Genomic DNA, 26290 nt, shown 5'->3' with positions numbered 1-26290 from the left:
CCGGGGGTCCGGCCGATTTGCCGAGGGAGGGCGCGGGGGTTCTGTGCTGATCCGGGGTGGGGGACCGGGTGGCGGGTCGGCCGGATCCGGGGGGTGATCGGTGGGATCGGCGCCGCCGGGATGCATCGCGGAGGCTGGACGCCGTCGCGGCGGGATCCTCACTGCCGGGACCGGCGGGGAAACGGTGCGTGTCGTCGCTGGTCGTGGCTGGAAGGGGTGCGTAAGTGACGGAGGGGTGCCGCGTTCTGGGCCCGTCGAACTCCCGCCCACCCTTCGGGCGGACGACGGGAGTTCGACGGCAGGGCCCGGACGCCGACACACCGCGCTCGCAGGCCGGCCCCGATCAGCCGACTGTCACCAAAGTCCTGACCGAGTACACCTAAGGCGTGTTTCGAAAGTCCCGTCTGGTCCGCGGCGTCTGGCACGGCACCTCGCCGCGTTGTCGGGATCGTCCCCGTACGCCCGGTACGAGGACGACCCTCCGCCTTGCGATGCACCGCACCAGACGCCGCGGACCCCGCCCTCCGGGCGGACGACGCTACTTTCGAAACACGCCCTAGTGGGCTGCCGACTCCCAGTCCCGGCCCACGCCGACCGAGACGTCCAGGGGGGCTCGGAGCCGGACGGCGCTGGACATTTCCCGGCGGACGATCTGCTCGGCGGCGGCGCGCTCGCCGGGGGCGATCTCCAGGACGATTTCGTCGTGGACCTGGAGGAGCATGCGGGACTTCAGGTCCGCCGCCCGCAGCGCGCTGTCCACCTTGAGCATGGCGATCTTGACGATGTCCGCCGCCGTGCCCTGGATGGGCGCGTTGAGGGCCATGCGCTCGGCCGCCTCGCGGCGCTGGCGGTTGTCGCTGTTGAGGTCCGGCAGGTACCGGCGGCGGCCGAAGAGCGTCGCCGTGTAGCCCGTCGCGCGTGCTTCCTCGACCGCGCGGCGCAGGTAGTCCCGGACGCCGCCGAAGCGCTCGAAGTACGCGTCCATCAGGGCGCGTGCCTCAGCCGCCTCGATGTTCAGCTGCTGGGACAGGCCGAAGGCGGACAGGCCGTAGGCCAGGCCGTACGACATGGCCTTGATCTTGCGGCGCATCTCCGCGTCCACTGCGGCCGGCCCGACACCGAAGACCTGGGACGCGGCCGTGGTGTGCAGGTCCTCGCCGGAGGTGAACGCCCGGATCAGGCCCTCGTCCTCCGAGAGGTGGGCCATCACCCGCAGTTCGATCTGGCTGTAGTCGGCGGTCATCAGGGACTCGAAGCCGTCGCCGACCACGAACCCGCGCCGGATCGCCCGGCCCTCGTCCGTGCGGACCGGGATGTTCTGCAGGTTCGGGTCCGTGGAGGACAGGCGGCCGGTCGCGGCCACCGTCTGGTTGAACGTGGTGTGGATACGGCCGTCGCCCGCGATGGTCTTGATCAGGCCCTCGACCGTCACTCGCAGCTTCGCCTGCTCACGGTGGCGGAGCATGATCACCGGCAGTTCGTTGTCGGTCTGGGTGGCGAGCCAGGCCAGGGCGTCGGCGTCGGTGGTGTAGCCGGTCTTGGTCTTCTTGGTCTTCGGCAGCGCCAGCTCACCGAAGAGGACCTCCTGGAGCTGCTTGGGCGAGCCCAGGTTGAACTCGTGGCCGGCGGCCGCGTGCGCCTCCTTCACGGCCTGCTGCACCGCGCCCGCGAACGTCTGCTCCATCGCCTCGAGGTGCGCGCGGTCGGCCGCGATGCCGTGCCGCTCCATGCGGGCGAGCAGCGCGGAGGTGGGCAGCTCCATGTCGCGGAGCAGATCCGCCGCGCCGACCTCCTCCAGGCGGACCTCGAAGGCCGCGCCGAGGTCGAGGACCGCGCGGGCCTGGATCATCAGGGCCTCCGCCTCGGCGCCGTCGTCGGCACCGAAGGCCAGCTGGCCGTCGGCAGCGGCGGCGGGCGCCAGCTCGCGGTGCAGGTACTCAAGGGAGAGCGCGTCAAGGTCGAAGGAACGGCGGCCCGGCTTGACCAGGTAGGCGGCGAGCGCGGTGTCCATCGTCACCCCCTCGACGGACCAGCCGTGCTCGGCGAGGACCCGCATGGCGCCCTTGGCGTTGTGGAACACCTTGGGGCGGGCGGAGTCGGCCAGCCAGGCCGCGAACGCGTTCTCGTCGGCCTCGTCCAGCTCGGCCGGATCGAACCAGGCGGCCGCTCCCCCGGCCGCGGCCAGGGCGACCTCGGCGACCGAGCCGGCGCCCAGCGCCCAGGCGTCGACGGTGGCGACGCCGAGCGTCTCGGCGCCGTGCTCGGCGAGCCAGGCCGCCAGCTCGCCGGTGCGCAGGATCTTGCCGTCCAGCTCCACGCCGTCGGTGGCGAGCGGCGTGGCCTCCACCTCCTCGGAGCCCGGGTCGACGGCGAAGAGACGCTCGCGCAGGGACGGATTGCGGATCTCGAGGGTGTCCAGCACCACCGCGACGGCCTTGCGGTCGTACGCGGCCCGCTCCAGGTCGGCGACCGACTTCGGCAGCTCGACCTGGCGCTCCAGTTCGGTGAGGACGCGGTTGAGCTTGACCGACTCCAGGTGGTCGCGGAGGTTCTGCCCGGCCTTGCCCTTGACCTCGTCGACCCGCTCGACCAGCTCCGCGAACGAGCCGAACTGGTTGATCCACTTCGCCGCGGTCTTCTCGCCCACGCCGGGGATGCCGGGGAGGTTGTCGGACGGGTCGCCGCGCAGCGCCGCGAAGTCCGGGTACTGCGCGGGCGTCAAGCCGTACTTCTCGAAAACCTTCTCCGGGGTGAACCGGGTCAGCTCCGAGACGCCCTTCGTCGGGTAGAGCACCGTGATGTGGTCGGTGACCAGCTGGAAGGAGTCGCGGTCGCCGGTGACGATCAGCACCTCGAAGCCCTCGGCCTCGGCCCGGGTGGCGAGGGTGGCGATGACGTCGTCCGCCTCGTACCCCTCGACGGCGAAGCGGGGGGCGTGCATCGCGTCGAGCAGCTCGCCGATCAGCTCGACCTGGCCCTTGAACTCGTCCGGGGTCTTGGAGCGGTTCGCCTTGTACTCGGTGAACCGCTCCGAGCGCCAGGTCCTGCGCGAGACGTCGAAGGCCACGGCGAAGTGTGTGGGCTCCTCGTCCCGCAGGGTGTTGGCCAGCATCGACGCGAAGCCGTAGATCGCGTTCGTCGGCTGGCCGGTCGCGGTCGTGAAGTTCTCCGCGGGCAGCGCGAAGAACGCGCGGTAGGCCAGTGAGTGCCCGTCCATGAGCATCAGCCGGGGACGGGTGCCGCCGGCGGTCTTGTCGGTCTGCTTCGATGCTGTCTCTGCCACGCCCCCGATCCTGCCACGCCGCACTGACAGTGCGGTCCGGGGCCGGGAGCGGGGCTGCGCGGGGTTTCCCTCCGTAACACGGCGTGCCGGGTTCTCGTGTGCCCGCCGGGCACGGCCGTCGGTCCCACGTGGCAGGATCGGCGTCGTACTTGTCACACGCAGTCGAAGGGGAGCGTGCGATGGCGACGAAGCCGCCCAAGGGTGATCCGGTTCAGGACGCGCCGCAGGTCGTGGAGCCGAAGCACGCGGCGGCGGGGCTGCCCGCGATCGGTCACACGCTGCGCATCGCCCAGCAGCAGATGGGTGTGCGGCGCACGGCGCTGACGCTGCTGCGGGTGAACCAGAAGGACGGGTTCGACTGCCCGGGCTGTGCCTGGCCGGAGCCGGACCACCGGCACCGGGCGGAGTTCTGCGAGAACGGCGCGAAGGCGGTCGCCGAGGAGGCCACCCTGCGCCGGGTGACCCCGGAGTTCTTCGCCGCGCACTCCGTCGCCGACCTGGCGACCAGGAGCGGGTACTGGCTGGGGCAGCAGGGCCGGCTCACCCACCCCATGTATCTGCCCGAGGGCGGCACGCACTACGAGCCGGTCGGCTGGGAGCGTGCCTTCGACATCGTCGCCGAGGAGATCGCCGCCCTCTCCTCCCCCGACGAGGCCGTCTTCTACACCTCGGGCCGCACCAGCAACGAGGCCGCGTTCCTGTACCAGCTGTTCGCGCGCGAGCTGGGCACGAACAACCTGCCGGACTGCTCCAACATGTGCCATGAGTCGTCCGGCTCGGCGCTCGGCGAGACCATCGGCATCGGCAAGGGCAGCGTCCTGCTGGAGGACCTGTACAAGGCCGACCTGATCATCGTGGCCGGGCAGAACCCGGGGACGAACCATCCGCGCATGCTCTCCGCGCTGGAGAGGGCCAAGGCGAACGGCGCGAAGATCATCAGCGTGAATCCGCTGCCCGAGGCGGGCCTGGAGCGGTTCAAGAACCCGCAGACCCCGCAGGGCCTGCTGAAGGGCGCCGCTCTCACCGATCTGTTCCTGCAGATCCGCATCGGCGGCGACCAGGCCCTCTTCCGCCTCCTCAACAAGCTGATCCTCGAGACCGAGGGCGCGGTGGACGAGGAGTTCGTCCGCGCGTACACCCACGGATTCGAGGAGTTCGCCGAGGTCGCGCGTGCCGCCGACTGGGACGAGACGCTCAGGGCCACCGGCCTCACGCGCGCGGAGATCGAGCAGGCCCTCGGCATGGCGCTCGCCTCGGAGCGGACCGTCGTCTGCTGGGCGATGGGCCTCACCCAGCACAAGCACTCCGTGCCGACCATCCGCGAGGTGGTCAACTTCCTGCTGCTGCGCGGCAACATCGGCCGCCCGGGCGCGGGCGTGTGCCCGGTGCGCGGGCACAGCAACGTCCAGGGCGACCGCACGATGGGGATCTTCGAGCGGCCCGCGCCCGCCTTCCTGGACGCGCTGGAGAAGGAGTTCGGGTTCACGCCGCCGCGTGAGCACGGCTTCGACGTCGTACGGGCGATTCGCGCGCTGCGCGACGGCGGGGCGAAGGTGTTCTTCGCCATGGGAGGCAACTTCGTGTCCGCCTCCCCCGACACCGAGGTCACCGAGGCCGCGATGCGGCGCGCGCGGCTGACCGTGCACGTGTCGACGAAGCTCAACCGGTCGCACGTCGTCACGGGCGCGCGTGCCCTGATCCTGCCCACCCTGGGCCGCACCGAGCGGGACCTGCAGACCGGCGGTGAGCAGTTCGTGACCGTCGAGGACTCGATGGGCATGGTGCACGCCTCGCGCGGACGGCTCGCGCCCGCGAGCGCGCATCTGAGGTCCGAGCCGGCCATCGTCTGCGGTCTCGCGCGCCGCGTGCTCGGCGAGCGCAGCGTCGTGCCGTGGGAGGAGTTCGAGAAGGACTACGCAACGATCCGTGACCGCATCGCGCGTGTGGTCCCCGGTTTCGAGGACTTCAACGCGCGCGTGGCCCGGCCGGGCGGCTTCGCGCTGCCGCACGCGCCACGCGACGAGCGCCGTTTCCCGACCGCCACCGGTAAGGCGAACTTCACGGCGGCGCCGGTGGAGTACCCCGAACTGCCCGAGGGCCGGCTGCTGTTGCAGACCCTGCGTTCGCACGACCAGTACAACACCACGATCTACGGCCTGGACGACCGTTACCGGGGCATCACCGGCGGCCGGCGGGTGGTGCTCGTGCACCCCGAGGACGCGCGGGCGCTCGGGTTCGCCGAGGGCGCGTACGTCGACCTGGTGAGCGAGTGGAAGGACGGTGTGGAGCGGCGGGCGCCCGGTTTCCGGGTCGTGCACTATCCGACGACCCGGGGGTGCGCGGCGGCGTACTACCCCGAGACGAACGTCCTGGTCCCGCTCGACGCCACCGCCGACACCAGCAACACTCCGGCCAGCAAGTCCGTGATCGTACGTCTCGAAGGTCACACCGCCACCGCGGGCGGCCGTCTGGAACAATCGACGACCGACTGAGCGTTTGCTCAGTGAGCAGACAGGCGCACGAGGAACGGAGCCGGGCCCATGGGTGAGCAGCAGCAAGTTCATTTCCCGCAGGAGGTCATCGACGAGTACGCGGCGCTCGGAGTCGACCTGCCCGCCCTGTTCTCGGCCGGACACCTCGGCACGCGGATGGGTGTGCAGATCCTTGAGGCCTCGGCGGAGAAGGTCGTCGGGACCATGCCGGTGGAGGGCAACACCCAGCCGTACGGCCTGCTGCACGGCGGCGCCTCCGCGGTGCTTGCGGAGACCCTGGGGTCGGTCGGATCCATGCTGCACGGCGGCAGCTCGAAGATCGCGGTCGGCGTGGACCTGAACTGCACGCACCACCGGGGGGTCCGCTCGGGCCTGGTGACGGGCGTGGCGACGCCGGTGCACCGGGGACGGTCCACGGCGACGTACGAGATCGTGATCACGGACGAGGAGGGCCGTCGCGTGTGCACCGCCCGGCTGACCTGTCTGCTGCGCGACGCCCGCCCCGCGGACGCGGCCCAACTCCCGCCCGCCGGCGCCTGACCAGCCCGGGCCCGCGAGCTTCGACCGGGGCACGCACCGCCGGCCGACCACGACGGCCCCGCCCTCGGCCGGCCCGCTCGCACCGGCCCGTTGCCCCCCGCCGTCCCTCCCCTTAGTTTCTGCTCATGGGACGGCGAGGGGACCCCCGGCCGGGGGTGAGGCTCCTGGTGCTCGGGCTGGCGCTGCCGGCACTGCTCTGCGCGACCGCCTGCGACCGGTCCACCACCTCCGCACACCCCACCGCTCCCACCCCGGCCACGACCCGCTCCCCCATCTCCCCCGCCGCCCTGTGCACCCGTCTCGTGGCGCACTGGGCCCATGACGTGCTCGACAGCGACACCTACGGTGACTACCAGTCGATGGGGCTGTCCAACGGGCAGTACGCGATCCTGCGGGAGGTCGTCGACGCCGCGCGCGTCGCCGAACGGCGCCAAGGGGGCGCTGCCGCAGCCGAGTTGATCGGTCGTCAGGCGCATGCCGCCTGCACGGAGCGCTATCGGCACGGAACCCCGACCGGAGGCCCCTGGCAATGAACGGCATCGGCCCCCTGGAGCCCGGCGAGGGCACGCACGCGTGGGACACTTGGCGGCCCCCGACCCCGACCGCCCGCCCGGCGGCGCGCATCCGCGCCTTCCTGATGACCCGTTACACCCGGCACCGGCGCGCCACGCTGGCGTTCACCGCGACGGCCGTCCTCCTGGCCGGCGGCGGCTACTTCTACGCCACCCGGCCCCAGCCGCAGCCCGCGCCCCCGGCGCCGTACCCCGCCCAGGTGGTCGAGGTGGAGTACGCCAGCGGCCGCCCCACCCCGGCCGACGCCCCGCCCCGCAGCTTCAGCTTCGCGGTGCTACTGAGCGTGGACTCCGGGCCACCGGTCACCGTGACCCGGGTGACCCAGCCGTACGCGGGACTTTCGCTGGTGACGGACCCGCCGACGCCGTTCCGGACAAGGACGGGTTCGGACCGCAAGATCACCATAACCATGCACGTGACGCAATGCGGAAAAGTCCCCATGGACGCCGGACTCCCTTTCCTGGACGTAACTCTGCGTAATACGCGCGCAATGCAGATTCACAGCTACATCCTCGGCACGCGCTACGCCCGGCACCTCTCCCAGGCCCTGAAAGCCGCCTGCGACAACAGAACGACGTCATCACCAAAACCCGTGAGACACCTGAATTGATCATGGTGAGTCCTGCGGGTTCTCACATTGCGGACGGGGCGAATCGGCCGGAATTCCGCCCTACCCCCCACGCCGTACCGCTCTGCATTACGTCGTGTCATAACAAGAGAGTCACAGCATTGGTCAGACTCTCCTCCACGTTCCCCACACACGCTTAGAGTCACGGCCAGTCACCGCGCCCCCGAATTGCCCCTCGGGCTTGTCACTTCGGGCCCGGCGCGCGGCTCGACCGCTTCCACGGGGAAGCGGTCGTTCAGGGGAAAGGACTGATCGTGCGTCAACGTTCGCTCATCGCCATCACCGCCGCGCTGGCGGCGGGAGCACTCACCCTCACCGCCTGCGGCTCGCGCGACAGCGGCGACAAGGGCTCCGACTCCGGAAAGGGCGGTGGCACCACCGTCACCATCGGCGTCGACGCCCCGCTGACCGGCGACCTGTCCGCGCTCGGCCTGGGCATCAAGAACTCCGTGGACCTGGCCGTCAACCAGGCCAACAAGAAGAACTACGTCAAGGGCGTCACCTTCAAGATCGAGGCCAAGGACGACCAGGCGCAGCCCTCCTCGGGCCAGCAGAACGCCTCCGCCTTCGTCTCCGACAACAGCGTCCTCGGCGTCGTCGGCCCGCTGAACTCCTCCGTCGCCCAGTCGATGCAGAAGGTCTTCGACGACGCCAAGCTGGTCGAGGTCTCGCCCGCCAACACCAACCCGGCCCTGACCCAGGGCGCCGACTGGCAGAAGACCAAGTCCCGCCCGTACAAGTCGTACTTCCGCACCGCGACCACCGACGCCATCCAGGGCCCCTTCGCCGCGCAGTACGTCTACAACAAGGCCAAGAAGACCAAGGTCTTCGTCATCGACGACAAGAAGACCTACGGCGCCGGCCTCGCCGCCACCTTCACCGAGGAGTTCACGAAGCTCGGCGGCAAGGTCGTCGGCACCGAGCACATCAACCCGGACACCAAGGACTTCTCCGCGGTCGCCACCAAGGTCAAGAACTCCGGCGCCCAGGTCGTCTACTACGGCGGCGAATACCCGCAGGCCGGCCCGCTGAGCAAGCAGATCAAGTCCGCCGGCGCCAACATCCCGCTCGTCGGCGGTGACGGCATCTACGCCGACGACTTCATCAAGCTCGCCGGCAGCGCCGCCACCGGCGACATGGCCACCTCCGTCGGTGCCCCCGTCGAGACCCTGCCCTCCGCCAAGGACTTCGTCGCCAACTACAAGGCGGCCGGCTACAAGGAGGAGTACGCAGCCTACGGCGGTTACTCCTACGACTCCGCCTGGGCGATCATCGAGGCCGTCAAGAAGGTCGTCGACGACAACGGCGGCAAGCTGCCCTCCGACGCCCGCGCCAAGGTCACCGCCGCCGTCCAGAACGTCTCCTTCGACGGCGTGACCGGCAAGGTCTCCTTCGACCAGTACGGTGACGCCACCAACAAGCAGCTCACCGTCTACTCCGTGACGAACGGAGCCTGGAAGGCCGTGGAGTCCGGCACCTACAACGGCGGCTGATCCCCACACCCGCACCTGCCGAGAGCCGCGCGGGGCGCTGTTCCACTGGCGCCCCGCGCGGACTCGCATCCGGCCCCATCCGTCGAACTTCCCGAACGTCCCGGAGGACATGCGGTGAACGAGCTGCCGCAGCAGCTGGTCAACGGCCTGCTACTAGGATCCATGTACGGGCTGGTCGCCATCGGCTACACAATGGTCTACGGCATCGTCCAGCTCATCAACTTCGCCCACGGCGAGATCTTCATGACCGGCGCCTTCGGCGCGCTCACGGTCTACGCGTACATCCTTCCCGACGGCACCTCCATGTGGGTGGCCCTGCCGCTGATGCTGATCGGCGCCATCCTCGTCGCCGTCACCGTCGCCGTCGGAGCGGAGCGGTTCGCCTACCGCCCCCTGCGCACCGCCCCACGCCTCGCGCCCCTCATCACCGCCATCGGCCTCTCCCTGGCACTCCAGCAGGCCGTGTGGGCCTGGTACCCCCAGGCCAAGTCCGCCCGCACCTTCCCGAACATCCCGGGCGGCCCCTTCAACATCGGCAACGTCACCATTCAGACAGGTGACATCTTCCTGGTCGCCGCCGCCCCCATCAGCATGGCCGTCCTCGCCTACTTCGTGATGCGCACCCGCACCGGCCGCGGCATGCAGGCCACCGCCCAGGACCCGGACACCGCGAAACTCATGGGCGTCAACACCGACCGCATCATCGTCATCGCCTTCGCCGTCGGCGCCGCCTTCGCCGCCGTCGGCGGCGTCGCCTACGGGCTGAAATACGGCCAGATCGACTTCCGCATGGGCTTCATCCTCGGCCTGAAAGCCTTCACCGCCGCCGTCCTCGGCGGCATCGGCAACATCTACGGCGCCATGCTCGGCGGACTCGTCCTCGGCGTCGCCGAGGCCCTCTCCACCGCCTACATAGCGGACATCCCCGGCATGGACAAGTTCGGCAGCCAGTCCTGGGCAGACGTCTGGGCCTTCGTACTCCTCATCCTCGTGCTCCTGTTCAGGCCACAGGGCCTGCTCGGCGAGCGCGTCGCGGACAGGGCGTGATCGCGATGACCACACAGACCACCGCATCCGGCTCCCCCGAGACCCCGCAGACCACCACCGCACCCGCGGCCGACGGCTCCGGCCTCATCGGTCTGCCGGCCCCCCTCGGCCGGGCCCTCGCCACCGGCGGCGGCGCCCTCGCGATCGCCTCCACCTTCCTGTCCTGGACCTGGACCACGGACTTCCCCGGCGACCTCACCGTCTACGGCTACCCCGGCGGTCTCCAGGTCCTCGTCCTCATCGGCGGCCTCCTCACCAGCCTCCTCGGCCTCGCCTCCTACGGCATCAAGGGCCTCGGATGGCTCACCCCCGGCAACGCCGACGCCGCCCTCAAAATGGCCGCACTCGGCACCTTCGCCACCGCCTGGTACACCGTCATCGCCATCAGCACCGAACTCGGCGGACTGGTGAACCTCGAACCCGGCGGCTTCATCGTCGCCGCCGCCACCCTCGCCGCCCTCATCGGCGCACTCGCCCTCCCCTTCGAACGGCCGGAACCCGACCTCGCCGACCCCGACGACACCGGCTGGGAACTGTTCAAGCACAACACCCGGCAGAAGTGGAACACCCTCAAGGCCTCCTTCGCCGCCGAGACCCCCCGCCCCGGCCGCACACTCCCCACCTGGGCCGAGATCATCATCATCGCCGCGGCCATGGCCATCGGCCTCATCGTCTTCTCCTACGGCATCGACACCTCCTACGACGAACTGTTCATCGGCTTCCTCATCACCGCCGGCCTCGGCTTCACCACCCTCGCCAAGGCCGGACTCGTCGCCCGCCTCTCGGCCATCACCGCGCGGCACCGCACCATCACCATGGCCGGCGCCTTCGTCGCCGCGGCCGCCTTCCCCCTCACGCAGTCCGACGACCAGTACGCGACCATCGGCGTCTACATCCTGATCTTCGCCACCGTCGCCCTCGGCCTGAACATCGTCGTCGGCCTCGCCGGCCTCCTCGACCTCGGCTACGTCGCCTTCCTCGGCGTCGGCGCCTACACCGCCGCCCTGGTCTCCGGCTCCCCCTCCTCCCCCCTGCACGTCGAATGGCCCTTCTGGGCCTCGGCCCTGCTCGGCGGCGCCGTCGCCATGGTCTTCGGCGTCCTCATCGGTGCCCCCACCCTCCGCCTGCGCGGCGACTACCTCGCCATCGTGACCCTCGGCTTCGGTGAGATCTTCCGCATCACCGTCCTCAACATGGACGGCACCTCCGGCCCCGACGTCACCAACGGCTCCAACGGCATCTCCTCCATCCCCAACCTGAAGATCCTCGGCTTCGACTTCGGCCAGCAACACCAGTTCCTCGGCGCCACCATCGGCCGCTTCGCGAACTACTTCCTGCTCATGCTGTTCATCACCCTCATCGTGGTCGTGGTGTTCCGGCGCAGCAGCGATTCCCGCATCGGCCGCGCCTGGATCGCCATCCGCGAGGACGAGACCGCCGCGCTCGCCATGGGCATCAACGGCTTCCGAGTCAAACTCATCGCCTTCGCACTCGGCGCCTGCCTCGCCGGTCTCGCCGGCTCCGTCCAGGCCCACGTCACCTACACCGTGACCCCCGAGCAGTACCAGTTCGCCCACGTCGTCCCACCCAACTCGGCCTTCCTGCTCGCCGCCGTCGTCCTCGGCGGCATGGGCACCATCGCCGGACCACTGGTCGGCGCGGCCCTGCTCTACCTCATCCCGGCCAAGCTCCAGTTCCTGGGCGACTACCAGCTCTTCGCCTTCGGCGTCGCGCTCGTACTCCTGATGCGCTTCCGGCCCGAAGGCCTCATCCCCAACCGGCGCCGCCAACTCGAGTTCCACGAAGACACCGAAGCGCCCGCCGTCCTCACCAAGGCAGGGGCCTGACCACCATGACCACCGACACCACCACCAAGGACGCCACCCCCGGCGCCCCCGCCCCCGGCCAGACCGTCCTCGACGCCCGCGGCGTCACCATGCGCTTCGGCGGCCTCACCGCCGTACGCAACGTCGACCTCACCGTCAACAGCGGAGAGATCGTCGGCCTCATCGGCCCCAACGGCGCGGGCAAGACCACCTTCTTCAACTGCCTCACCGGCCTCTACGTGCCCACCGAAGGGGAAGTCCGCTACAAGGGCCAGGTCCTGCCACCCAAATCCTTCAAGGTCACCGCCGCCGGCATCGCCCGCACCTTCCAGAACATCCGCCTGTTCGCCAACATGACCGTCCTGGAGAACGTCCTCGTCGGCCGGCACACCCGCACCAGAGAAGGCCTCTGGTCCGCCCTGCTGCGCGGTCCCGGATTCCACCGCGCCGAGCGGGCCTCCCGCGAACGCGCCATGGAACTCCTGGAGTTCGTCGGCCTGCAACACAAGGCCGAACACCTCGCACGCAACCTCCCCTACGGCGAACAGCGCAAACTCGAGATCGCCCGCGCCCTCGCCAGCGAACCCGGCCTGCTCCTCCTCGACGAACCCACCGCCGGCATGAACCCGCAGGAGACCCGCGCCACCGAGGAACTCGTCTTCGCCATCCGCGACAAAGGCATCGCCGTCCTCGTCATCGAGCACGACATGCGCTTCATCTTCAACCTCTGCGACCGCGTCGCCGTCCTCGTACAAGGCGAGAAACTCGTCGAGGGCGACAGTGCCACCGTCCAGGGCGACGAACGCGTCATCGCGGCCTACCTCGGCGAACCCTTCGAAAACGCCCCCGGCGACGAAGAAGCCGCCGAGGTCGAAGCGGCCGAGGCCGGCGCCGCACCCACGGCAGCCGAACCGGCCCGAGGAGACGCCGCGAACACCACCGACGCCGCGCCCGGCAAGGAGAACGACCGATGACCGCACTGCTCGAAGTGGAGGACCTCAGGGTCGCCTACGGCAAGATCGAAGCCGTCAAGGGAATCTCCTTCAAGGTCGAAGCCGGCCAGGTCGTCACCCTCATCGGCACCAACGGCGCCGGCAAGACCACCACCCTGCGCACCCTCTCCGGCCTGCTCAAACCGGTCGGCGGCCAGATCCGCTTCAACGGCAAGTCGCTGAAAAAGGTCCCCGCCCACCAAGTCGTCTCCCTGGGCCTCGCCCACTCCCCCGAAGGGCGGCACATCTTCCCGCGCATGACCATCGAGGACAACCTCCGCCTCGGCGCCTTCCTGCGCAACGACAAACCCGGCATCGAAAAGGACATCCAGCGCGCCTACGACCTCTTCCCCATCCTCGGAGAACGCCGCAAGCAAGCCGCAGGCACCCTCTCCGGCGGCGAACAGCAAATGCTCGCCATGGGCCGTGCCCTGATGTCCCAGCCCAAACTGCTCATGCTCGACGAGCCCTCCATGGGCCTGTCACCGATCATGATGCAGAAGATCATGTCGACCATCGCCGAACTCAAGGCACAGGGGACCACCATCCTCCTCGTCGAACAGAACGCGCAGGCGGCACTGTCCCTCGCCGACGAGGGCCACGTCATGGAGGTCGGCAACATCGTCCTGTCCGGCACCGGCCAGGACCTGCTCCACGACGAATCCGTCCGCAAGGCCTACCTGGGCGAGGACTGAACCGTCCGAACACGTCGATGCGGCCCGCACCCGTCTCCGGGGCGCGGGCCGCATCGCACGAAAAGCGCCGCTCAGCCGTTCTTGGCCGCTCTCTTCTCCTCGTTGTCCGCGATCACGGCCTCCGCCACCTGCTGCATCGACATACGGCGATCCATCGACGTCTTCTGGATCCACCGGAACGCGGCCGGCTCCGTCAGACCGTACTCCGTCTGCAGGATCGACTTCGCACGATCCACCAGCTTCCGTGTCTCCAGCCGCTGCGTGAGGTCCGCGACCTCCTTCTCCAGCTGCCTCAGCTCCGTGAACCGTGAAACGGCCATCTCGATCGCCGGAACGACATCACTCTTGCTGAACGGCTTCACCAGATACGCCATCGCCCCGGCGTCCCGGGCACGCTCGACAAGGTCACGCTGCGAGAAGGCCGTGAGCATCAGCACCGGCGCGATGGACTCCTCGGCGATCTTCTCCGCCGCGGAGATGCCGTCGAGCTTCGGCATCTTCACGTCCATGATCACCAGATCCGGGCGGTGCTCGCGGGCCAGCGCCACGGCCTGCTCACCGTCCCCGGCCTCGCCGACGACGGTGTACCCCTCCTCCTCCAGCATCTCCTTGAGGTCGAGTCGGATCAGGGCCTCGTCCTCGGCGATGACGACACGGGTCGTCAGCGGAGGCACGTGCGACTTGTCGTCGTCGGGCGCGTCTACGGGCTGGGGCGACTCGGGCGCGGTCACTGAGGCTCCTTGGTCCAGGGCAGGGCGGTACTGCTGACAAGAGCCTACCCAGCTGCGGTAAGGTAGGGAGCAGGGAGTCGGGGGCAACCTTCGATTCCCAGGCCCCGGTAGTCCAATTGGCAGCAGACGATGGTCTCAAACACCATACAGTGTGGGTTCGAGTCCCACCCGGGGCACTTTTCCTTGGATTCCAAGGTTATCACGCTCAGGTGGCGGACCACGTTCGCGTGATCTGCCGCTTTTCGCTGTGTGTCGCCGCGATCGCTCTCGCACGGTGTCCAGCCTGCGCGACCTCAGACCACGCAAGCGAGCCCTCGCACTGATTGCTCAGGGGCGCGGCCTGAACTCCGGCGCAGCCTGAACTCCGTGAGCAAAGAAACCGGCGTGTCCCGGGCCGCCATCCGCTCCTGGAAGACGCGACTCGCACCTCTGCCCCGGATGCGCCGTACCACCTGCTCACTGTGCGGACCCGCGGCGGAACCGCCCGTGGACAGGACGTCGTACGGCTACCTTCCGCTCTACTGGGCGACGGGTGCATCAACCCCGCCCCGAGCCCGGGCTATTGCCTCCGCATCGCCTGCGGCTGTCGGCTGCACCTCCGTGGTCAGCCACAGCGCACACCGGCCCTGCCCCGGCAAGGAGCACGAGCGTCTGATCGTCCCGGAACCCTGGCAGCAGGCCGTCGTCGACGCTCGCCCTGGGAGTTCGCCCGCGGCCCGATCCACTCCGACGGATGCCGCGTCACCAACTGGACGACCCGCGTGGTCGCCGGTGAGCGCAAGCGGTACGAACACCCGCGTTACTTCTTCACCCACACCTCGAGCGACAACGTCCGTCTCTTCACCGACACCCTCGACAAGGTCGACGTCGAGTGGAAGACGCTGAACCAGAGCCGCGCCGCCGTCATCGTCTCCGTCGCCAAGAAGGCCTCCGTCGCCCTCATGGACGCCCACGTCGGCCCCACGCACTGAAAACTACCTCGGACTGTCGTCCTCGCCGATGTGGTGGACGCGGACCATGTTGGTCGAGCCGGAGACGCCGGGCGGGGAGCCGGCCGTGATGACCACGGTGTCGCCCTTCTCGCAGCGGCCGTACCTCAGCAGCAGCTCGTCCACCTGGTCGACCATGGCGTCGGTGGAGTCGACGTGCGGGCCGAGGAAGGTCTCGGCGCCCCAGGTGAGGCTGAGCTGGGAGCGGGTGGCCGGTTCGGAGGTGAAGGCGAGGAGGGGGATCGGGGAGCGGTAGCGGGAGAGGCGGCGGGCAGTATCGCCGGACTGGGTGAAGGCGACGAGGAACTTGGCACCGAGGAAGTCGCCCATTTCTGCGGCCGCGCGGGCGACGGCGCCCCCCTGGGTGCGGGGTTTGTTGCGTTCGGTGAGTGGGGGCAGGCCCTTGGCGAGCATGTCCTCCTCGGCCGCTTCGACGATCTTGGCCATGGTGCGTACGGTCTCGACGGGGTATTTCCCTACGCTGGTCTCGCCGGAGAGCATGACCGCGTCGGTGCCGTCGAGGACGGCGTTGGCGACGTCGGAGGCTTCGGCGCGGGTGGGGCGGGCGTTGTCGACCATCGAGTCGAGCATCTGGGTGGCGACGATGACCGGCCTGGCGTTGCGCTTGGCGAGTTTGATCGCCCGCTTCTGCACGATCGGCACCTGTTCGAGGGGCATTTCCACGCCGAGGTCGCCGCGCGCGATCATGAGTCCGTCGAAGGCGGCGACGATGCCGTCGAGGTTCTCCACGGCCTGCGGCTTCTCGATCTTGGCGATCACGGGCAGGCGGCGGCCCTCCTCGGCCATGATCCGCTGTACGTCCTTGGCGTCGTCGCCGCTGCGGACGAAGGAGAGGGCGATGGCGTCGAAGCCGGTGCGCAGGGCCCAGCGCAGGTCGTCCTCGTCCTTCTTGGAGAGGGCGGGGACGGAGACGGCGACGCCGGGGAGGTTGAGGCCCTTGTGGTCGGAGATCATGCCGCCCTCGATGACGAGGGTGTGGACGCGGGGGCCGTCGACGGCGGTGACGTCGAGGCTGACCTTGCCGTCGTCGACGAGGATGCGTTCACCGGGGGTGAGGTCGGCGGCGAGGCCGGCGAAGGTGGTGCCGCACCGGTGGCGGTCGCCCTCGATGCCCTCCTCGACGGTGATGGTGAACGTGTCGCCGCGTTCAAGGAGTACCGGTCCGTCGGCGAAACGGCCGAGGCGGATCTTCGGTCCTTGAAGGTCGGCGAGAATTCCGACGCTGCGGCCGGTTTCGTCGGCGGCTTTGCGGACTCGCCGGTAGCGTTCCTCGTGTTCGGGGTGGTTGCCGTGGCTGAGATTGAAGCGGGCGACGTCCATTCCGGCGTCGACCAGTGCCTTGATCTGGTCGTACGTGTCGGTGGCGGGGCCCAGAGTGCAGACGATCTTTGCTCGGCGCATGGATCGAGCCTAGGGCTTACCCATGGGTAGAGAATCGGTCGCACATGACCACTCAACAACCGTTGGGTAAAGGGTTGTTGACAAGTGTTGAATTGTGCGAGCGCTCGCTCCGATGAGCGAATTCCACGCGTGCGAAGCCTGCCACTCCTTTTTTTCTCTGGTCCGCGAAGTGCCGGCGGTGGCGGACGGGGGCGTACGCGTGGCTGTGCCGTGAGTGTCCCGGCAGTAGCCGGTACGACTCCGGCCGGTCGGCACCCGGACGGCGCCCGACTGGGCCTGCCGGCCTCAGGATGCCGGCAGGCCCGGTCGCCGACTCCGGCCGCCTCGATCAGGTGGGCGGTCGGTTGCGGCACGTCCGGTCATGTTCCGTCGACGAGGGGGGTGAGGTGCCGTACCTGCCGGGTGGGTGGTACGCGGTGCCGGTCTCCCTGGGTGCCGAAGGTGGTGAATGCCGTTCGGGAGGGCTGGGGGTAGGGCTCTTTCCCGGTGAGGGAGTTGAGGATGGTGGCACTGCGCCAGGCGGCGAGGCCGAGGTCGGGTGCGCCGACGCCGTGGGTGTGCAGTTCGGCGTTCTGGACGTGGACGGAGCCGGTCACGGACGGGTCGAGGACGAGCCGGAAGTCCTCCTCGATGCGCAGGCGTCCGCTCGCGTCGCGGCGCAGGTAGGGGTCGAGTCCGGCGAGGATGCGGTCCAGGGGGCGTTCGCGGTAGCCGGTGGCGAGGACGACGGCGTCGGTGGTGAGCCGGGAGCGGCTGTCCTGCTGGAGGTGTTCCAGATGGAGTTCGATCCCGGCGTTGGCGACACGGCCGGCGGTGCGGACGCGGACGCCGGGGGTGAGAACGGCGTCGGGCCAGCCACCGTGCAGGGTGCGCCGGTACAGCTCGTCGTGGATGGCGGCGAGGGTGTCGGCGTCGATGCCCTTGTGCAGTTGCCACTGGGCGGCGACGAGCCGGTCGCGTACGGGTTCGGCGAGGGCGTGGAAGTAGCGGGTGTAGTCGGGGGTGAAGTGTTCGAGGCCGAGTTTGGAGTATTCCATCGGCGCGAATGCTTCGGTGCGGCCGATCCAGTGGAGTCGCTCCCGGCCGGCGGGGCGGTGGCGGAGCAGGTCGAGGAAGACCTCGGCGCCGGACTGTCCGGAGCCGACGACGGTGACGTGCTCGGCGGCCAGGATCTCGGTGCGGTGGTCGAGGTAGTCGGCGGCGTGGACGACGGGTACGCCCGAGGTGTCCACCAGGGGTTTGAGCGGGCCGGGTACGTAGGGCTCGCTGCCGACGCCGAGGACGACGTTGCGGGTGTAGGTGCGGCCCAGTGCTTCGGCCTCGCCTTCGGGGTCGAGCTGGGTGAAGTCGACTTCGAAGACGTCTCGTTCGCGGTTCCAGCGGATGGCGTCGACCTGGTGGCCGAACCGCAGTCCGGGCAGGTTCTGCGCGACCCAGCGGCAGTAGGCGTCGTACTCGGCGCGCTGGATGTGGAAGTGCTCGGCGAAGTAGAAGGGGAAGAGGCGTTCGCGGTTCCTGAGGTAGTTGAGGAAGCTCCAGGGGCTGGTGGGGTCGGCGAGGGTCACCAGGTCGGCGAGGAAGGGCACTTGGATGGTGGCGCCGTCGATGAGCAGGCCGGGGTGCCAGTCGAAGCCGGGGCGCTGTTCGTAGAAGACGGCGTCGAGTTCGGCGAGCGGGTGGGCGAGGGCGGCGAGGGAGAGGTTGCACGGGCCGATGCCGATGCCGACGAGGTCCCGGGGGGAGGTGGCCCCGTGTCGTGGGGGGGTGCTCATGCGGGGGTGCCTTCTGTGACGAGTTTCAGGAGTTGGGCCAGGTCGTCCGGCCCGGTGTGGGGGTTGAGGAGGGTGGCCTTGAGCCAGAGGCGTCCGTCGAGCCGGGCGCGTCCGAGGACGGCGCGGCCCTCGTGCAGGAGCCTGCGGCGTACGGCGGCGACGGTGTCGTCGGTGGCGCCGGCGGGCCGGAACAGGACGGTGCTGATCACGGGCCGGTCGTAGAGTTCGAAGCCGGGGTGGGCGACGAGGAGCGCGGCGAACTCGTCGGCACGGGCGCAGACGTGGTCGACCAGGGCGCCGAGTCCGGTGCGGCCGAGAGTCTTGAGGGTGACGGCGACCTTGAGGATGTCGGGGCGGCGGGTGGTGCGCAGGGAGCGGCCGAGCAGGTCGGGGAGTCCGGCGTCGGTGTCGTCGTCGGCGTTGAGGTAGGCGGCGCGGTGGTGGAGTGCGGCGAGTTCGGTGGGGTGGGCGACGGCGAGCAGACCTGCGGCGACGGGCTGCCAGCCGAGCTTGTGCAGGTCGAGAGTGACGGTGTGGGCGGCCTGCAGTCCTTGGAGCTTTTCGTGGTGTCGGTCGCTGAAGAGGAGGCTGCCGCCGTAGGCGGCGTCGATGTGCAGACGGGCGCCGTGGGCGGTGCACAGGCCGGCGATCTCGGGGAGCGGGTCGATGAGGCCGGCGTCGGTGGTGCCGGCGGTGGCGGCGACGAGCAGGGGTCCGGGGAGCGTGATGAGGGCGTGGTCGAGGGCGGCGAGGTCGAGAGTGCCGCCGGGCGCGGGGACGACCACGGGCTCGGGCAGGCCGAGCAGCCAGGCGGCGCGGGGCAGCGAGTGGTGGGCGTTGGCCGCGTACACGAGCCGCACGCTGCCGCCGTGGGCCTCGCGGGCGAGGAGCAGGGCGAGTTGGTTGGATTCGGTGCCGCCGGTGGTGACGAGGGCGTCGGCGAGTCCGGTGGTGCGGGCGAGAGCGCGGGTGACGGCGGTTTCGAGGGCGGAGGCGGCGGGGGCCTGGTCCCAGGAGTCCAGGGAGGGGTTGAGGACGCTGACTGCGAGGTCGGCGGCGGTGGCCACGGCGAGCGGCGGGCAGTGCAGGTGGGCGGCGCACAGCGGGTCGGCGGGGTCGGCGGCGCCTTCGGCGAGGGCGTGCACGAGGGTGCGCAGGGCGTCGGGGTCGCCGTGGTCCGGCAGGACGTCCGCGAGGGCGTCGGTGACGCGGGCGGCGACGGCCTGGGGTCCGCCGCCGGGCAGTGGGCCGCCGCGCGAGCGGGCGCCCGCGGTGAGGGCGTCGAGGACGGTGTCGAGGAGGGGGCGCAGGGCGGCGGGGCCGTACGGGCCCGAGGCGAGGGGTGGGGTGCGCAGAGGTCCTTGACCGCTCATCGCCTGTCCCTCCGCTCGTGGACCGACCCGTGGGCTTCCAGGGGGTACGGGAAGAACCCCGTGTGTCCCTGATGCTCAACGATCGAAACCCGAAAGTGGGTACGGCGGAAGTGCGTGCTCAGCTCTTGGCGTCGAGGTCCTCGGCGCGGGCCCACGGGGCGCAGGTGCGCGGGCGCCGGTCAGCCGCTCCCCGTCCCGGGCGATGGGGTCGTCGGATCGGGGCGCCCGCGCGGGCCGGACGGCGGAGACGGTCGACGAGGGCACCGCCGGCGTGGCCGGTCACGACGGACCGCAAGAGGTGCCTCCCCGGGGACCGCCTGGTCGACAGCTCGGGCCCGGGCAGGGCGGTCCGGGCGGCCGCGTGCCGGCGGGGACCGGCCGTGCCCCTGAGTCTGCGGACTACTCCACCCGCGCCTCCTGTTCGGCCGCCTCCTGCTGCTCGCCGCGTACGCGCAGGGCGCGAGCCAGGTCGTCGAGGCGGTCGGCGAGGGTGCGGCGCAGGGCCGGGGTCGGGTCGGCGTCGCGCAGGCAGGCCTCGCCGAACCGCAGGTTCTCGGCGTCGACGGCGTGGGCGGGGAAGGCCCAGCGGGCGGCGGCGGTGGCTATGGCCGGGCCGCGCCGGGCGGCGACGGCAACGGCGTCCGGGTAGAAGCGGGGTACGTACTGCCGCACCAGTTCGGCCTGTTCGGGCTGCCAGAAGCCCTGCGCGGTGGCCGAGAAGAGGTAGTTGGACAGGTCGTCGCCGGCGAACATCGCCTCCCAGGCGGCCCGCTTGGCCTCCGGGTCGGGCAGGGCGGCGCGGCAGCGGGCGGCGCCCTCCTGGCCGGTGGCGCTGGGGTCGCGCTCCAGCTCGGCGGCGATGGCGGCCTCGTCGGTGGCGCCGAGTACCGCGAGCCGGCCGAGGATGCTCCAGCGCAGGTCGGGGTCGAGCTCCGGGCCGCCGGGGACCGTGCCGTCGGCGAGCCAGGCGGCGATGGTGTCGGGGTGGGCGGCCACGCCGATCAAGTGCCGTACGGCGAGGAGCCGCAGGCCGGGGTGGTCGCCGTCCTCGGTGCGGCGCAGCAGGTCGCGGCAGAGAGCGGTGAGGGTGGACAGGGCGGCCGGACGATCCTCGGGGCCGAGGTACTGGTCGGCGATGTGGCCGGAGGCGAAGGCGAGGACGCCTTGCACCAGGGCGAGGTCGGTCTCGCGCGGGAGGTGGGCGCGGGCCGTGTCAAGGTAGGCGGCGGGGGGCAGTTCGCCGTCGCGTACGGCGTCCCGCAGGGCGTTCCAGACGACGGCGCGGGTGAGGGGGTCGGGCAGGCCGGAGAGGCTGGTGCGCAGGGTTTCGAAGGAGTCGTCGTCGAAGCGGAGCTTGGCGTAGGTGAGGTCGCCGTCGTTGAGCAGGAGCAGCGCGGGGCGCTTGCCGATGGGGTGCGGTGCGGTCTGCGGGACGTCGAGGCCGAGGCGTTCGCGCAGCACGAGGCGGCCCTCGTCGGCGACGTCGTGGTCGTACAGGCCGGCGGTGAGGCGGTGCGGGCGGCTGCCCGCACGCTGGACGGTGAGGGCGCAGGTGCCGTCGGCGGAGGCGATGTGGGGGGTGAGCTTGTCCACGCCGGTGGTGCGCAACCAGCTGTCGGCCCAGGCGGGTACGTCACGGTCGGTGGCGGAGGCGAGGGAGTCGATGAAGTCGGCGAGGGTGGCGTTGCCGAACCTGTGCCGGGAGAAGTGGGTGTTGATGCCGGCGAGGAAGTCCTTCTCGCCGAGCCAGGCGGCGAGTTGGCGCAGCGCGGAGGCGCCCTTGGCGTAGGAGATGCCGTCGAAGTTGAGCAGCGCGGAGGCTGTGTCGTCGACCTTCTCGGGGGCGACGGGGTGGGTCGTGGGGCGCTGGTCGGCGTCGTAGCCCCAGGCCTTGCGGGTGACGCCGAACTCGGTCCAGGGGCCGGTGAAGCGGGTGGCCTCGGCGGTGGTCTGGTAGCCCATGTACTCGGCGAAGGACTCGTTCAGCCAGATGTCGTCCCACCACTTGAGGGTGACGAGGTCGCCGAACCACATGTGGGCCATCTCGTGCGCGATGACCATGGCGCGGGTCTGCCGCTCGGTGTCGGTGACGGCGGAGCGGTAGACGAAGTCGTCGCGGAAGGTGACCAGGCCCGGGTTCTCCATGGCGCCCGCGTTGAACTCCGGGACGAACGCCTGGTCGTAGGAGTCGAAGGGGTAGGGCTCCTCGAACTTCTCGTGGTAGCGGTCGAAGCAGGCGCGTGTGATGTCGAGGATCTCCTCGGCGTCGGTGTCCAGGTACGGCGCCAGGGAGCGGCGGCAGTGGATGCCGAAGGGAAGCCCGCGGTGTTCGGTGCGCACCGAGTGCCAGGGGCCGCCGGCGACGGCGACGAGGTAGGTGGAGATCCGCGGGGTGGGCGCGGCCTGCCAGAGGCCGTCGGGGCGCCGTTCGGTGATGCCGTTGGCGAGTACGGTCCAGCCGTCGGGGGCCTTGACGGCGACTTCGAAGACGGCCTTGAGGTCGGGCTGGTCGAAGGCGGCGAAGACGCGCTGGACGTCGTCCATGAACATCTGGGTGTAGACGTAGGTCTCGCCGTCGGCGGGGTCGGTGAAGCGGTGCATGCCCTCGCCGGTGCGGGAGTAGCACATGGCCGCGTCGACACTCAGTTCGTGCTCGCCCGCGGGGAGGTTGTTCAGGGCCAGCCGGCCGTCGTCCAGGGACTCGGGGTCGAGGGGCTGCCCGTCGAGGGTGGCGGCGCGCAAGTCGGCGGGCTTCAGCTCCACGAACGTGTCCCCGGCGGACCGCGCGGTGAACCGGATCACCGTGCGGGAGTCGAACGTCTCGTCCCCCGTGGTGAGGTCCAGTTCGACCGTGTAGCGGTGGACGTCGAGGAGCTGTGCTCGGAGCTGCGCTTCGTCGCGCGTGAGTACGGACATGCAGGCCATGCTGCCTGATCGCACCGACAGCGCACAGAGGGAGGGCGGTTTCACGGCTTATGTCCGGCTCGCCGCGGATGCCTCACGCCGGTTCGCTCCGGCCCCGCGCCCGCTCACCCCCGCCTCACGTCCGCACCCGCTCCCCCGCCGTTCCCGTACGCCCCCCGACCGCCGCCGCCCCCTTCCCGGTCAGGCCTGCGGCTGCTGGCCGTTGGCCGTGTCCTCGGCGATGCGCTCGTGGTGGCGGATCACCTCCGCGATGATGAAGTTCAGGAACTTCTCGGCGAAGGCCGGGTCGAGCTTGGCGTTCTCCGCGAGCCGGCGCAGCCGGGCGATCTGGCGGGCCTCGCGGGCGGGGTCGGCGGGCGGCAGCTGGTGCACCGCCTTGAGCCGGCCGACCTGCTGGGTGGCCTTGAAACGCTCGGCGAGCAGGTGGACGACGGCAGCGTCGATGTTGTCGATGCTGTCGCGCAGCCGCTCCAGTTCCTGACGGACCTCGGGGTCCACGTCACCGGTTCCGATGTCGCTGGTGGTCATGCGGGTCACCCTATGGGTTCCGCGGTTCGGCCCCCCGGGCTGTCCGGAGGGTGGATCATCGGCGGATCGTCCGGGGCGGGGACGCGGTCGCTCCAGCCGCCGGGCACGCTGCGGCCCTGCTGGGCGCGGAAGCGGACCGGGGCGAGGCCGACCCGGCGGGTGAAGAGCCGGGAGAAGTACGCGGGGTCGTCGTAACCACCGCGGCGGGCGACGGCGGCGACGGGCAGCTCGGTGGTGGCGAGGAGTTCCTTGGCGCGGCCGACGCGGACGGCGAGCAGGTAGTCCTTCGGGCTGCACCCGGCGGCCCGGCGGACGGCGCCGCGCAGCTCGGCGGGGGTCATGCCGTGCACGCGCGCGTGGTCGGCGACGCTCATGGGCGTGCAGGCGTCCCGTGCGAGCGCCCGGAGCACCTGGTCGCCGTCCGGGGCGAGGTCGGCGCGGGCGCGGCGCAGGGCGACGAGGAGTTCGTGCACGGCGGCGCCGGTCTCCACCTCCAGCAGGGGGTTGCCGCGGCGGGCGGCGCGGGCGATGCGGGCGACCACCGCGCGGGGCCCCGAGGCGCCGGTGAGCGGCACGACGGGCCGGTCCGGCTCGATGTGGCCGAGGTCCGTGCAGGTCGCGGTGGCGGGTCCGGCGAAGTCCACGAAACCTTCGTCCCAGCCGCTGTCCGGGCCGGGCGCGTAGTGGTGGGGCACGCCGGGGGTGAGCCAGAGCAGCGCGGCGCGGTGACCGTCGTACGGCGGCCGTCGGCGCCCCGGTACCAGCCGCGGCCGGAGCCGATCACGACGGCCACGTGGTGGTCGAGGGTGCGCGGGCCGACCGTGGCCAGCACCCCGTGCTGGAGGCCGACGCCGAGGCGGACCAGGCCGAGCCGGTGGTGCGCGGGTCCGGGGCCGAAGAACCGCATCCAGGTCCGGTACATCGCTGCTCCTCCCGGCGCCGGCGGCCGCGGACTTCTGTCCGAGCGGTGCCGATCGTCGTCCATGGCGCTGATCGCCGAAAGAGGTGAGGCCGGGGCGCACGAGTTCACGGTGGGGGAACCCGACTTCCTGGTGGACGGCCTCGGGTGCGGCTGCTGTCCGGCGCGCCGCACCGCTTCGTGGGTGCCGGAGTTCGACGAGGCCGGCCCCCGCCGGGCCGCGCCCCGGCTGCTGCCCGTGTGACCAACCGTCCCGCGCGCCTACAGTGGAGAGGGGTTCCGGCGTCTTTGGGGGTGCGGACGTGGCGAACGGCGGACCGGTCCAGCACGGCTACCCGCACCTGGAGACGGTGCGGGCCGCCATCACCGCGCTGTACAAGCGGCTGTCCTACGACACCGTCCAGACGTTCGCGTCCAGCGTGGCCCCCGCCGACGTGGCCTTCTGCGACACCGACGACCTGTATCTGGGCGCGCAGCGGGTGGCCCGTGAGATCGTGCGTCACTTCAGGCTGCCGGACGCGCGGCTGATCGTCGGCTTCAGGGAGATGACGCACGCTGCGAACGTCGAACTGGCGGCGGGACCCGAGTACTTCGTGGAGCTGAACGACCGTTTCCGCACCCACCGCCGCGACATCGGCGCGGCGCTGGCCCACGAGGTGGCGCACGTGTACCTGCACCGGCTGGACCTCTCCTTCCCCAGCACGCCGGAGAACGAGATCCTCACGGACACCGTGACGACCTACCTGGGCGCGGGCTGGCTGCTGCTGGACGCCTTCCGGGAGGACGGGGTCTCCTCGCAGAAGCTGGGCTATCTGACCCCGGAGGAGTTCGGGTACGTGCTGGCCAAGCGGGCGCTGCTGTTCCATGAGGACCCCTCGGTGTGGTTCACCAGCCCGCAGGCGTACGAGGCGTACGGCAAGGGGATGGCCGTGGCACGCCGGGACGGGCAGCAGCCGCCGCTGACCGGGGCCGGCTGGGCGGGGCGGCGGCGCTACGCCCACGACCGGCGGCATGTGTCCGGAGTCCCGCCGACGGCCCCCTACGCCTTCAGTCCCGATCCGGCGGGCCACCTCCGGGTGTCCTTCCCGTGCCCGACCTGTCACCAGCGGATCCGGGTGCCGGTGAGGGGGAGGGTACGGGCGCGGTGCGGGCTGTGCCGGACGGTACTGGAGTGCGACACGTAGCCGCACGGCACCATCGGGCTCCGGCCGGGGGCGGGCCGGTGGGTCAGTCGACCTGTTCGGCCGAGCCCCGTCGAGGGAGCGCCGTGCACAGCCCCGCGCACAGCTCCGCCACCACGGCGCAACCGCATCCGCGCCGCTGGGCCGCCGCCGTCGTGATGATGATCGCGGAGGGCTCGGTGAGCGTTGCGGACATGGAGATCTCCCCTGCTCCGGCGATCCGGCTTCCCGCCGGATTTATTTCGTTCGGGCTAACGAAAGAGTTGCACCGGCACCCCCGCCTCCCCAAGTCGTTAGTTCGCCCGAACGAAATTCTTGCTAGCCTGGGGACATGGCCGAGGAAGACGGGAAGCAGGACGACGCGGCTCGGGCGGAGACGCTGAAGCAGCTGATGACGGTGGGCCGCACCCACAGCGGGGTCACGGTCATGTTCCACTCGGCCGTCGCGGCGAAGCAGGGACTGAACGCGACGGAGGAGAAGACCCTGGACCTGCTCCAGCGGCACGGCGCGCTCACCGCGAAGGACCTCGCCGGACTGACCGGGCTCGCCCCCGCCTCCGTCACGGGGCTGATCGACCGGCTGGAGGCCAAGGGGTTCGTCCACCGGGTGCGGCACCCGACCGACAAGCGCCGGGTACTGGTCGAGCTGAACGAGGGGAAGATCTCCGAACTCGCCGGGTTCTTCGAGGACTGGGCGCGCGACGTCGTCGAGGCCTGCGAGGAGTTCAGCACGGACCAGTTGCGGACCGTCGTCCGCTTCCTGTCCGTGATGAGCGAGCGTCAGCGCGCCGCCGCGGCCCGCCTGACCGGCCGGCCGTAGGGGGTCCCAGTGCCCCGACAGGGGACGTTCGCCCCGTCGCGACGCCCGGCACGCTCCCCCA

The 26290-nt window shown here is 70.7% G+C and carries 20 protein-coding genes, 1 tRNA gene and 2 pseudogenes; 14 read left to right on the top strand and 9 right to left on the bottom strand.

What is annotated here, in order from left to right; genetic code table 11:
* Nucleotides 1-556: 556 nt before the first annotated feature.
* On the bottom strand, nt 557-3283 hold the full coding sequence (gene polA, locus AC5WRT_RS09890; RefSeq protein ID WP_496092584.1) for a DNA polymerase I: 2727 nt from the start codon (nt 3281-3283) through the stop codon (nt 557-559).
* Between the two features lie 179 nt (nt 3284-3462).
* On the opposite strand from polA, the gene AC5WRT_RS09885 reads away from it, so the two are divergent.
* The 9 genes from AC5WRT_RS09885 (at nt 3463) to AC5WRT_RS09845 (ending at nt 13569) form a co-directional block, all read left to right on the top strand.
* Complete coding sequence (locus AC5WRT_RS09885) at nt 3463-5775, top strand: FdhF/YdeP family oxidoreductase (protein ID WP_496092583.1); 2313 nt, start codon at nt 3463-3465, stop codon at nt 5773-5775.
* Between the two features lie 48 nt (nt 5776-5823).
* A complete protein-coding gene (locus AC5WRT_RS09880) occupies nt 5824-6315 on the top strand; it encodes a hotdog fold thioesterase (protein WP_496092582.1) in 492 nt (163 codons plus the stop codon).
* Between the two features lie 125 nt (nt 6316-6440).
* Complete coding sequence (locus AC5WRT_RS09875) at nt 6441-6848, top strand: hypothetical protein (RefSeq protein ID WP_496100126.1); 408 nt, start codon at nt 6441-6443, stop codon at nt 6846-6848.
* A complete protein-coding gene (locus AC5WRT_RS09870; protein WP_496092580.1) occupies nt 6845-7498 on the top strand; it encodes a Tat pathway signal sequence domain protein in 654 nt (217 codons plus the stop codon). The genes AC5WRT_RS09875 and AC5WRT_RS09870 overlap by 4 nt, the downstream gene beginning before the upstream one ends.
* A gap of 272 nt (nt 7499-7770) precedes the next feature.
* Nucleotides 7771-9009, top strand: a complete 1239-nt coding sequence (locus AC5WRT_RS09865; RefSeq protein ID WP_496092579.1) for a branched-chain amino acid ABC transporter substrate-binding protein — start codon at nt 7771-7773, stop codon at nt 9007-9009.
* A 114-nt stretch (nt 9010-9123) separates the two neighbouring features.
* A complete protein-coding gene (locus tag AC5WRT_RS09860; RefSeq protein ID WP_496092578.1) occupies nt 9124-10056 on the top strand; it encodes a branched-chain amino acid ABC transporter permease in 933 nt (310 codons plus the stop codon).
* A 5-nt stretch (nt 10057-10061) separates the two neighbouring features.
* The gene (locus tag AC5WRT_RS09855) at nt 10062-11903 is read left to right on the top strand and encodes a branched-chain amino acid ABC transporter permease (RefSeq protein ID WP_496092577.1); all 1842 of its coding nucleotides are present in this window, start codon (nt 10062-10064) and stop codon (nt 11901-11903) included.
* Between the two features lie 5 nt (nt 11904-11908).
* On the top strand, nt 11909-12856 hold the full coding sequence (locus AC5WRT_RS09850; protein ID WP_496092576.1) for an ABC transporter ATP-binding protein: 948 nt from the start codon (nt 11909-11911) through the stop codon (nt 12854-12856).
* Complete coding sequence (locus tag AC5WRT_RS09845; protein ID WP_496092575.1) at nt 12853-13569, top strand: ABC transporter ATP-binding protein; 717 nt, start codon at nt 12853-12855, stop codon at nt 13567-13569. Before AC5WRT_RS09850 ends, AC5WRT_RS09845 begins: the two co-directional genes overlap by 4 nt.
* Before the next feature lie 71 nt (nt 13570-13640).
* On the opposite strand, the gene AC5WRT_RS09840 is transcribed toward AC5WRT_RS09845, so the two are convergent.
* Nucleotides 13641-14300, bottom strand: a complete 660-nt coding sequence (locus AC5WRT_RS09840) for an ANTAR domain-containing response regulator (RefSeq protein WP_496092574.1) — start codon at nt 14298-14300, stop codon at nt 13641-13643.
* 101 nt (nt 14301-14401) lie between these two features.
* Here AC5WRT_RS09840 and AC5WRT_RS09835 point away from each other — a divergent pair.
* Nucleotides 14402-14476 (top strand) — tRNA-Leu (locus tag AC5WRT_RS09835).
* 107 nt (nt 14477-14583) lie between these two features.
* A pseudogene (locus tag AC5WRT_RS09830) lies at nt 14584-15271 on the top strand (transcriptional regulator).
* A gap of 3 nt (nt 15272-15274) precedes the next feature.
* Here AC5WRT_RS09830 and pyk read toward each other — a convergent pair.
* From pyk to AC5WRT_RS09800, 6 genes and pseudogenes are all read right to left on the bottom strand, one after another.
* Nucleotides 15275-16711: a pyruvate kinase gene (gene pyk / locus AC5WRT_RS09825; protein WP_496092573.1), complete on the bottom strand. Its 1437-nt coding sequence runs from the start codon at nt 16709-16711 to the stop codon at nt 15275-15277.
* Nucleotides 16712-17070: 359 nt separating this feature from the next.
* Nucleotides 17071-18483: a lysine N(6)-hydroxylase/L-ornithine N(5)-oxygenase family protein gene (locus AC5WRT_RS09820; RefSeq protein ID WP_496092572.1), complete on the bottom strand. Its 1413-nt coding sequence runs from the start codon at nt 18481-18483 to the stop codon at nt 17071-17073.
* Nucleotides 18480-19838: a pyridoxal phosphate-dependent decarboxylase family protein gene (locus AC5WRT_RS09815; protein WP_496092655.1), complete on the bottom strand. Its 1359-nt coding sequence runs from the start codon at nt 19836-19838 to the stop codon at nt 18480-18482. Before AC5WRT_RS09815 ends, AC5WRT_RS09820 begins: the two co-directional genes overlap by 4 nt.
* Nucleotides 19839-20255: 417 nt before the next feature.
* The gene (pepN, locus tag AC5WRT_RS09810) at nt 20256-22772 is read right to left on the bottom strand and encodes an aminopeptidase N (RefSeq protein ID WP_496092571.1); all 2517 of its coding nucleotides are present in this window, start codon (nt 22770-22772) and stop codon (nt 20256-20258) included.
* 189 nt (nt 22773-22961) lie between these two features.
* Nucleotides 22962-23309: a chorismate mutase gene (locus AC5WRT_RS09805; protein ID WP_496092570.1), complete on the bottom strand. Its 348-nt coding sequence runs from the start codon at nt 23307-23309 to the stop codon at nt 22962-22964.
* Between the two features lie 5 nt (nt 23310-23314).
* Nucleotides 23315-24231: pseudogene (locus AC5WRT_RS09800) on the bottom strand (helix-turn-helix domain-containing protein).
* 61 nt (nt 24232-24292) lie between these two features.
* Between AC5WRT_RS09800 and AC5WRT_RS09795 the strand changes: the two are divergent.
* Together AC5WRT_RS09795 and AC5WRT_RS09790 are read left to right on the top strand one after the other, a co-directional pair.
* Complete coding sequence (locus AC5WRT_RS09795; protein WP_496092569.1) at nt 24293-24472, top strand: hypothetical protein; 180 nt, start codon at nt 24293-24295, stop codon at nt 24470-24472.
* 58 nt (nt 24473-24530) lie between these two features.
* Nucleotides 24531-25412: a hypothetical protein gene (locus AC5WRT_RS09790; protein ID WP_496092568.1), complete on the top strand. Its 882-nt coding sequence runs from the start codon at nt 24531-24533 to the stop codon at nt 25410-25412.
* A gap of 43 nt (nt 25413-25455) precedes the next feature.
* Here the strand turns inward: AC5WRT_RS09790 and AC5WRT_RS09785 are convergent, their stop codons facing one another.
* Nucleotides 25456-25605, bottom strand: a complete 150-nt coding sequence (locus AC5WRT_RS09785) for a hypothetical protein (RefSeq protein WP_496092567.1) — start codon at nt 25603-25605, stop codon at nt 25456-25458.
* A gap of 135 nt (nt 25606-25740) precedes the next feature.
* On the opposite strand from AC5WRT_RS09785, the gene AC5WRT_RS09780 reads away from it, so the two are divergent.
* Nucleotides 25741-26229 carry a MarR family winged helix-turn-helix transcriptional regulator gene (locus tag AC5WRT_RS09780; protein WP_496092566.1) on the top strand — a complete coding sequence of 163 codons (489 nt, stop codon included), beginning with the start codon at nt 25741-25743 and terminating at the stop codon, nt 26227-26229.
* Nucleotides 26230-26290 lie beyond the last annotated feature (61 nt).

The organism is Streptomyces sp. NTD91, assembly GCF_059510455.1.
This window is presented reverse-complemented; position numbering and strand designations above follow the sequence as displayed.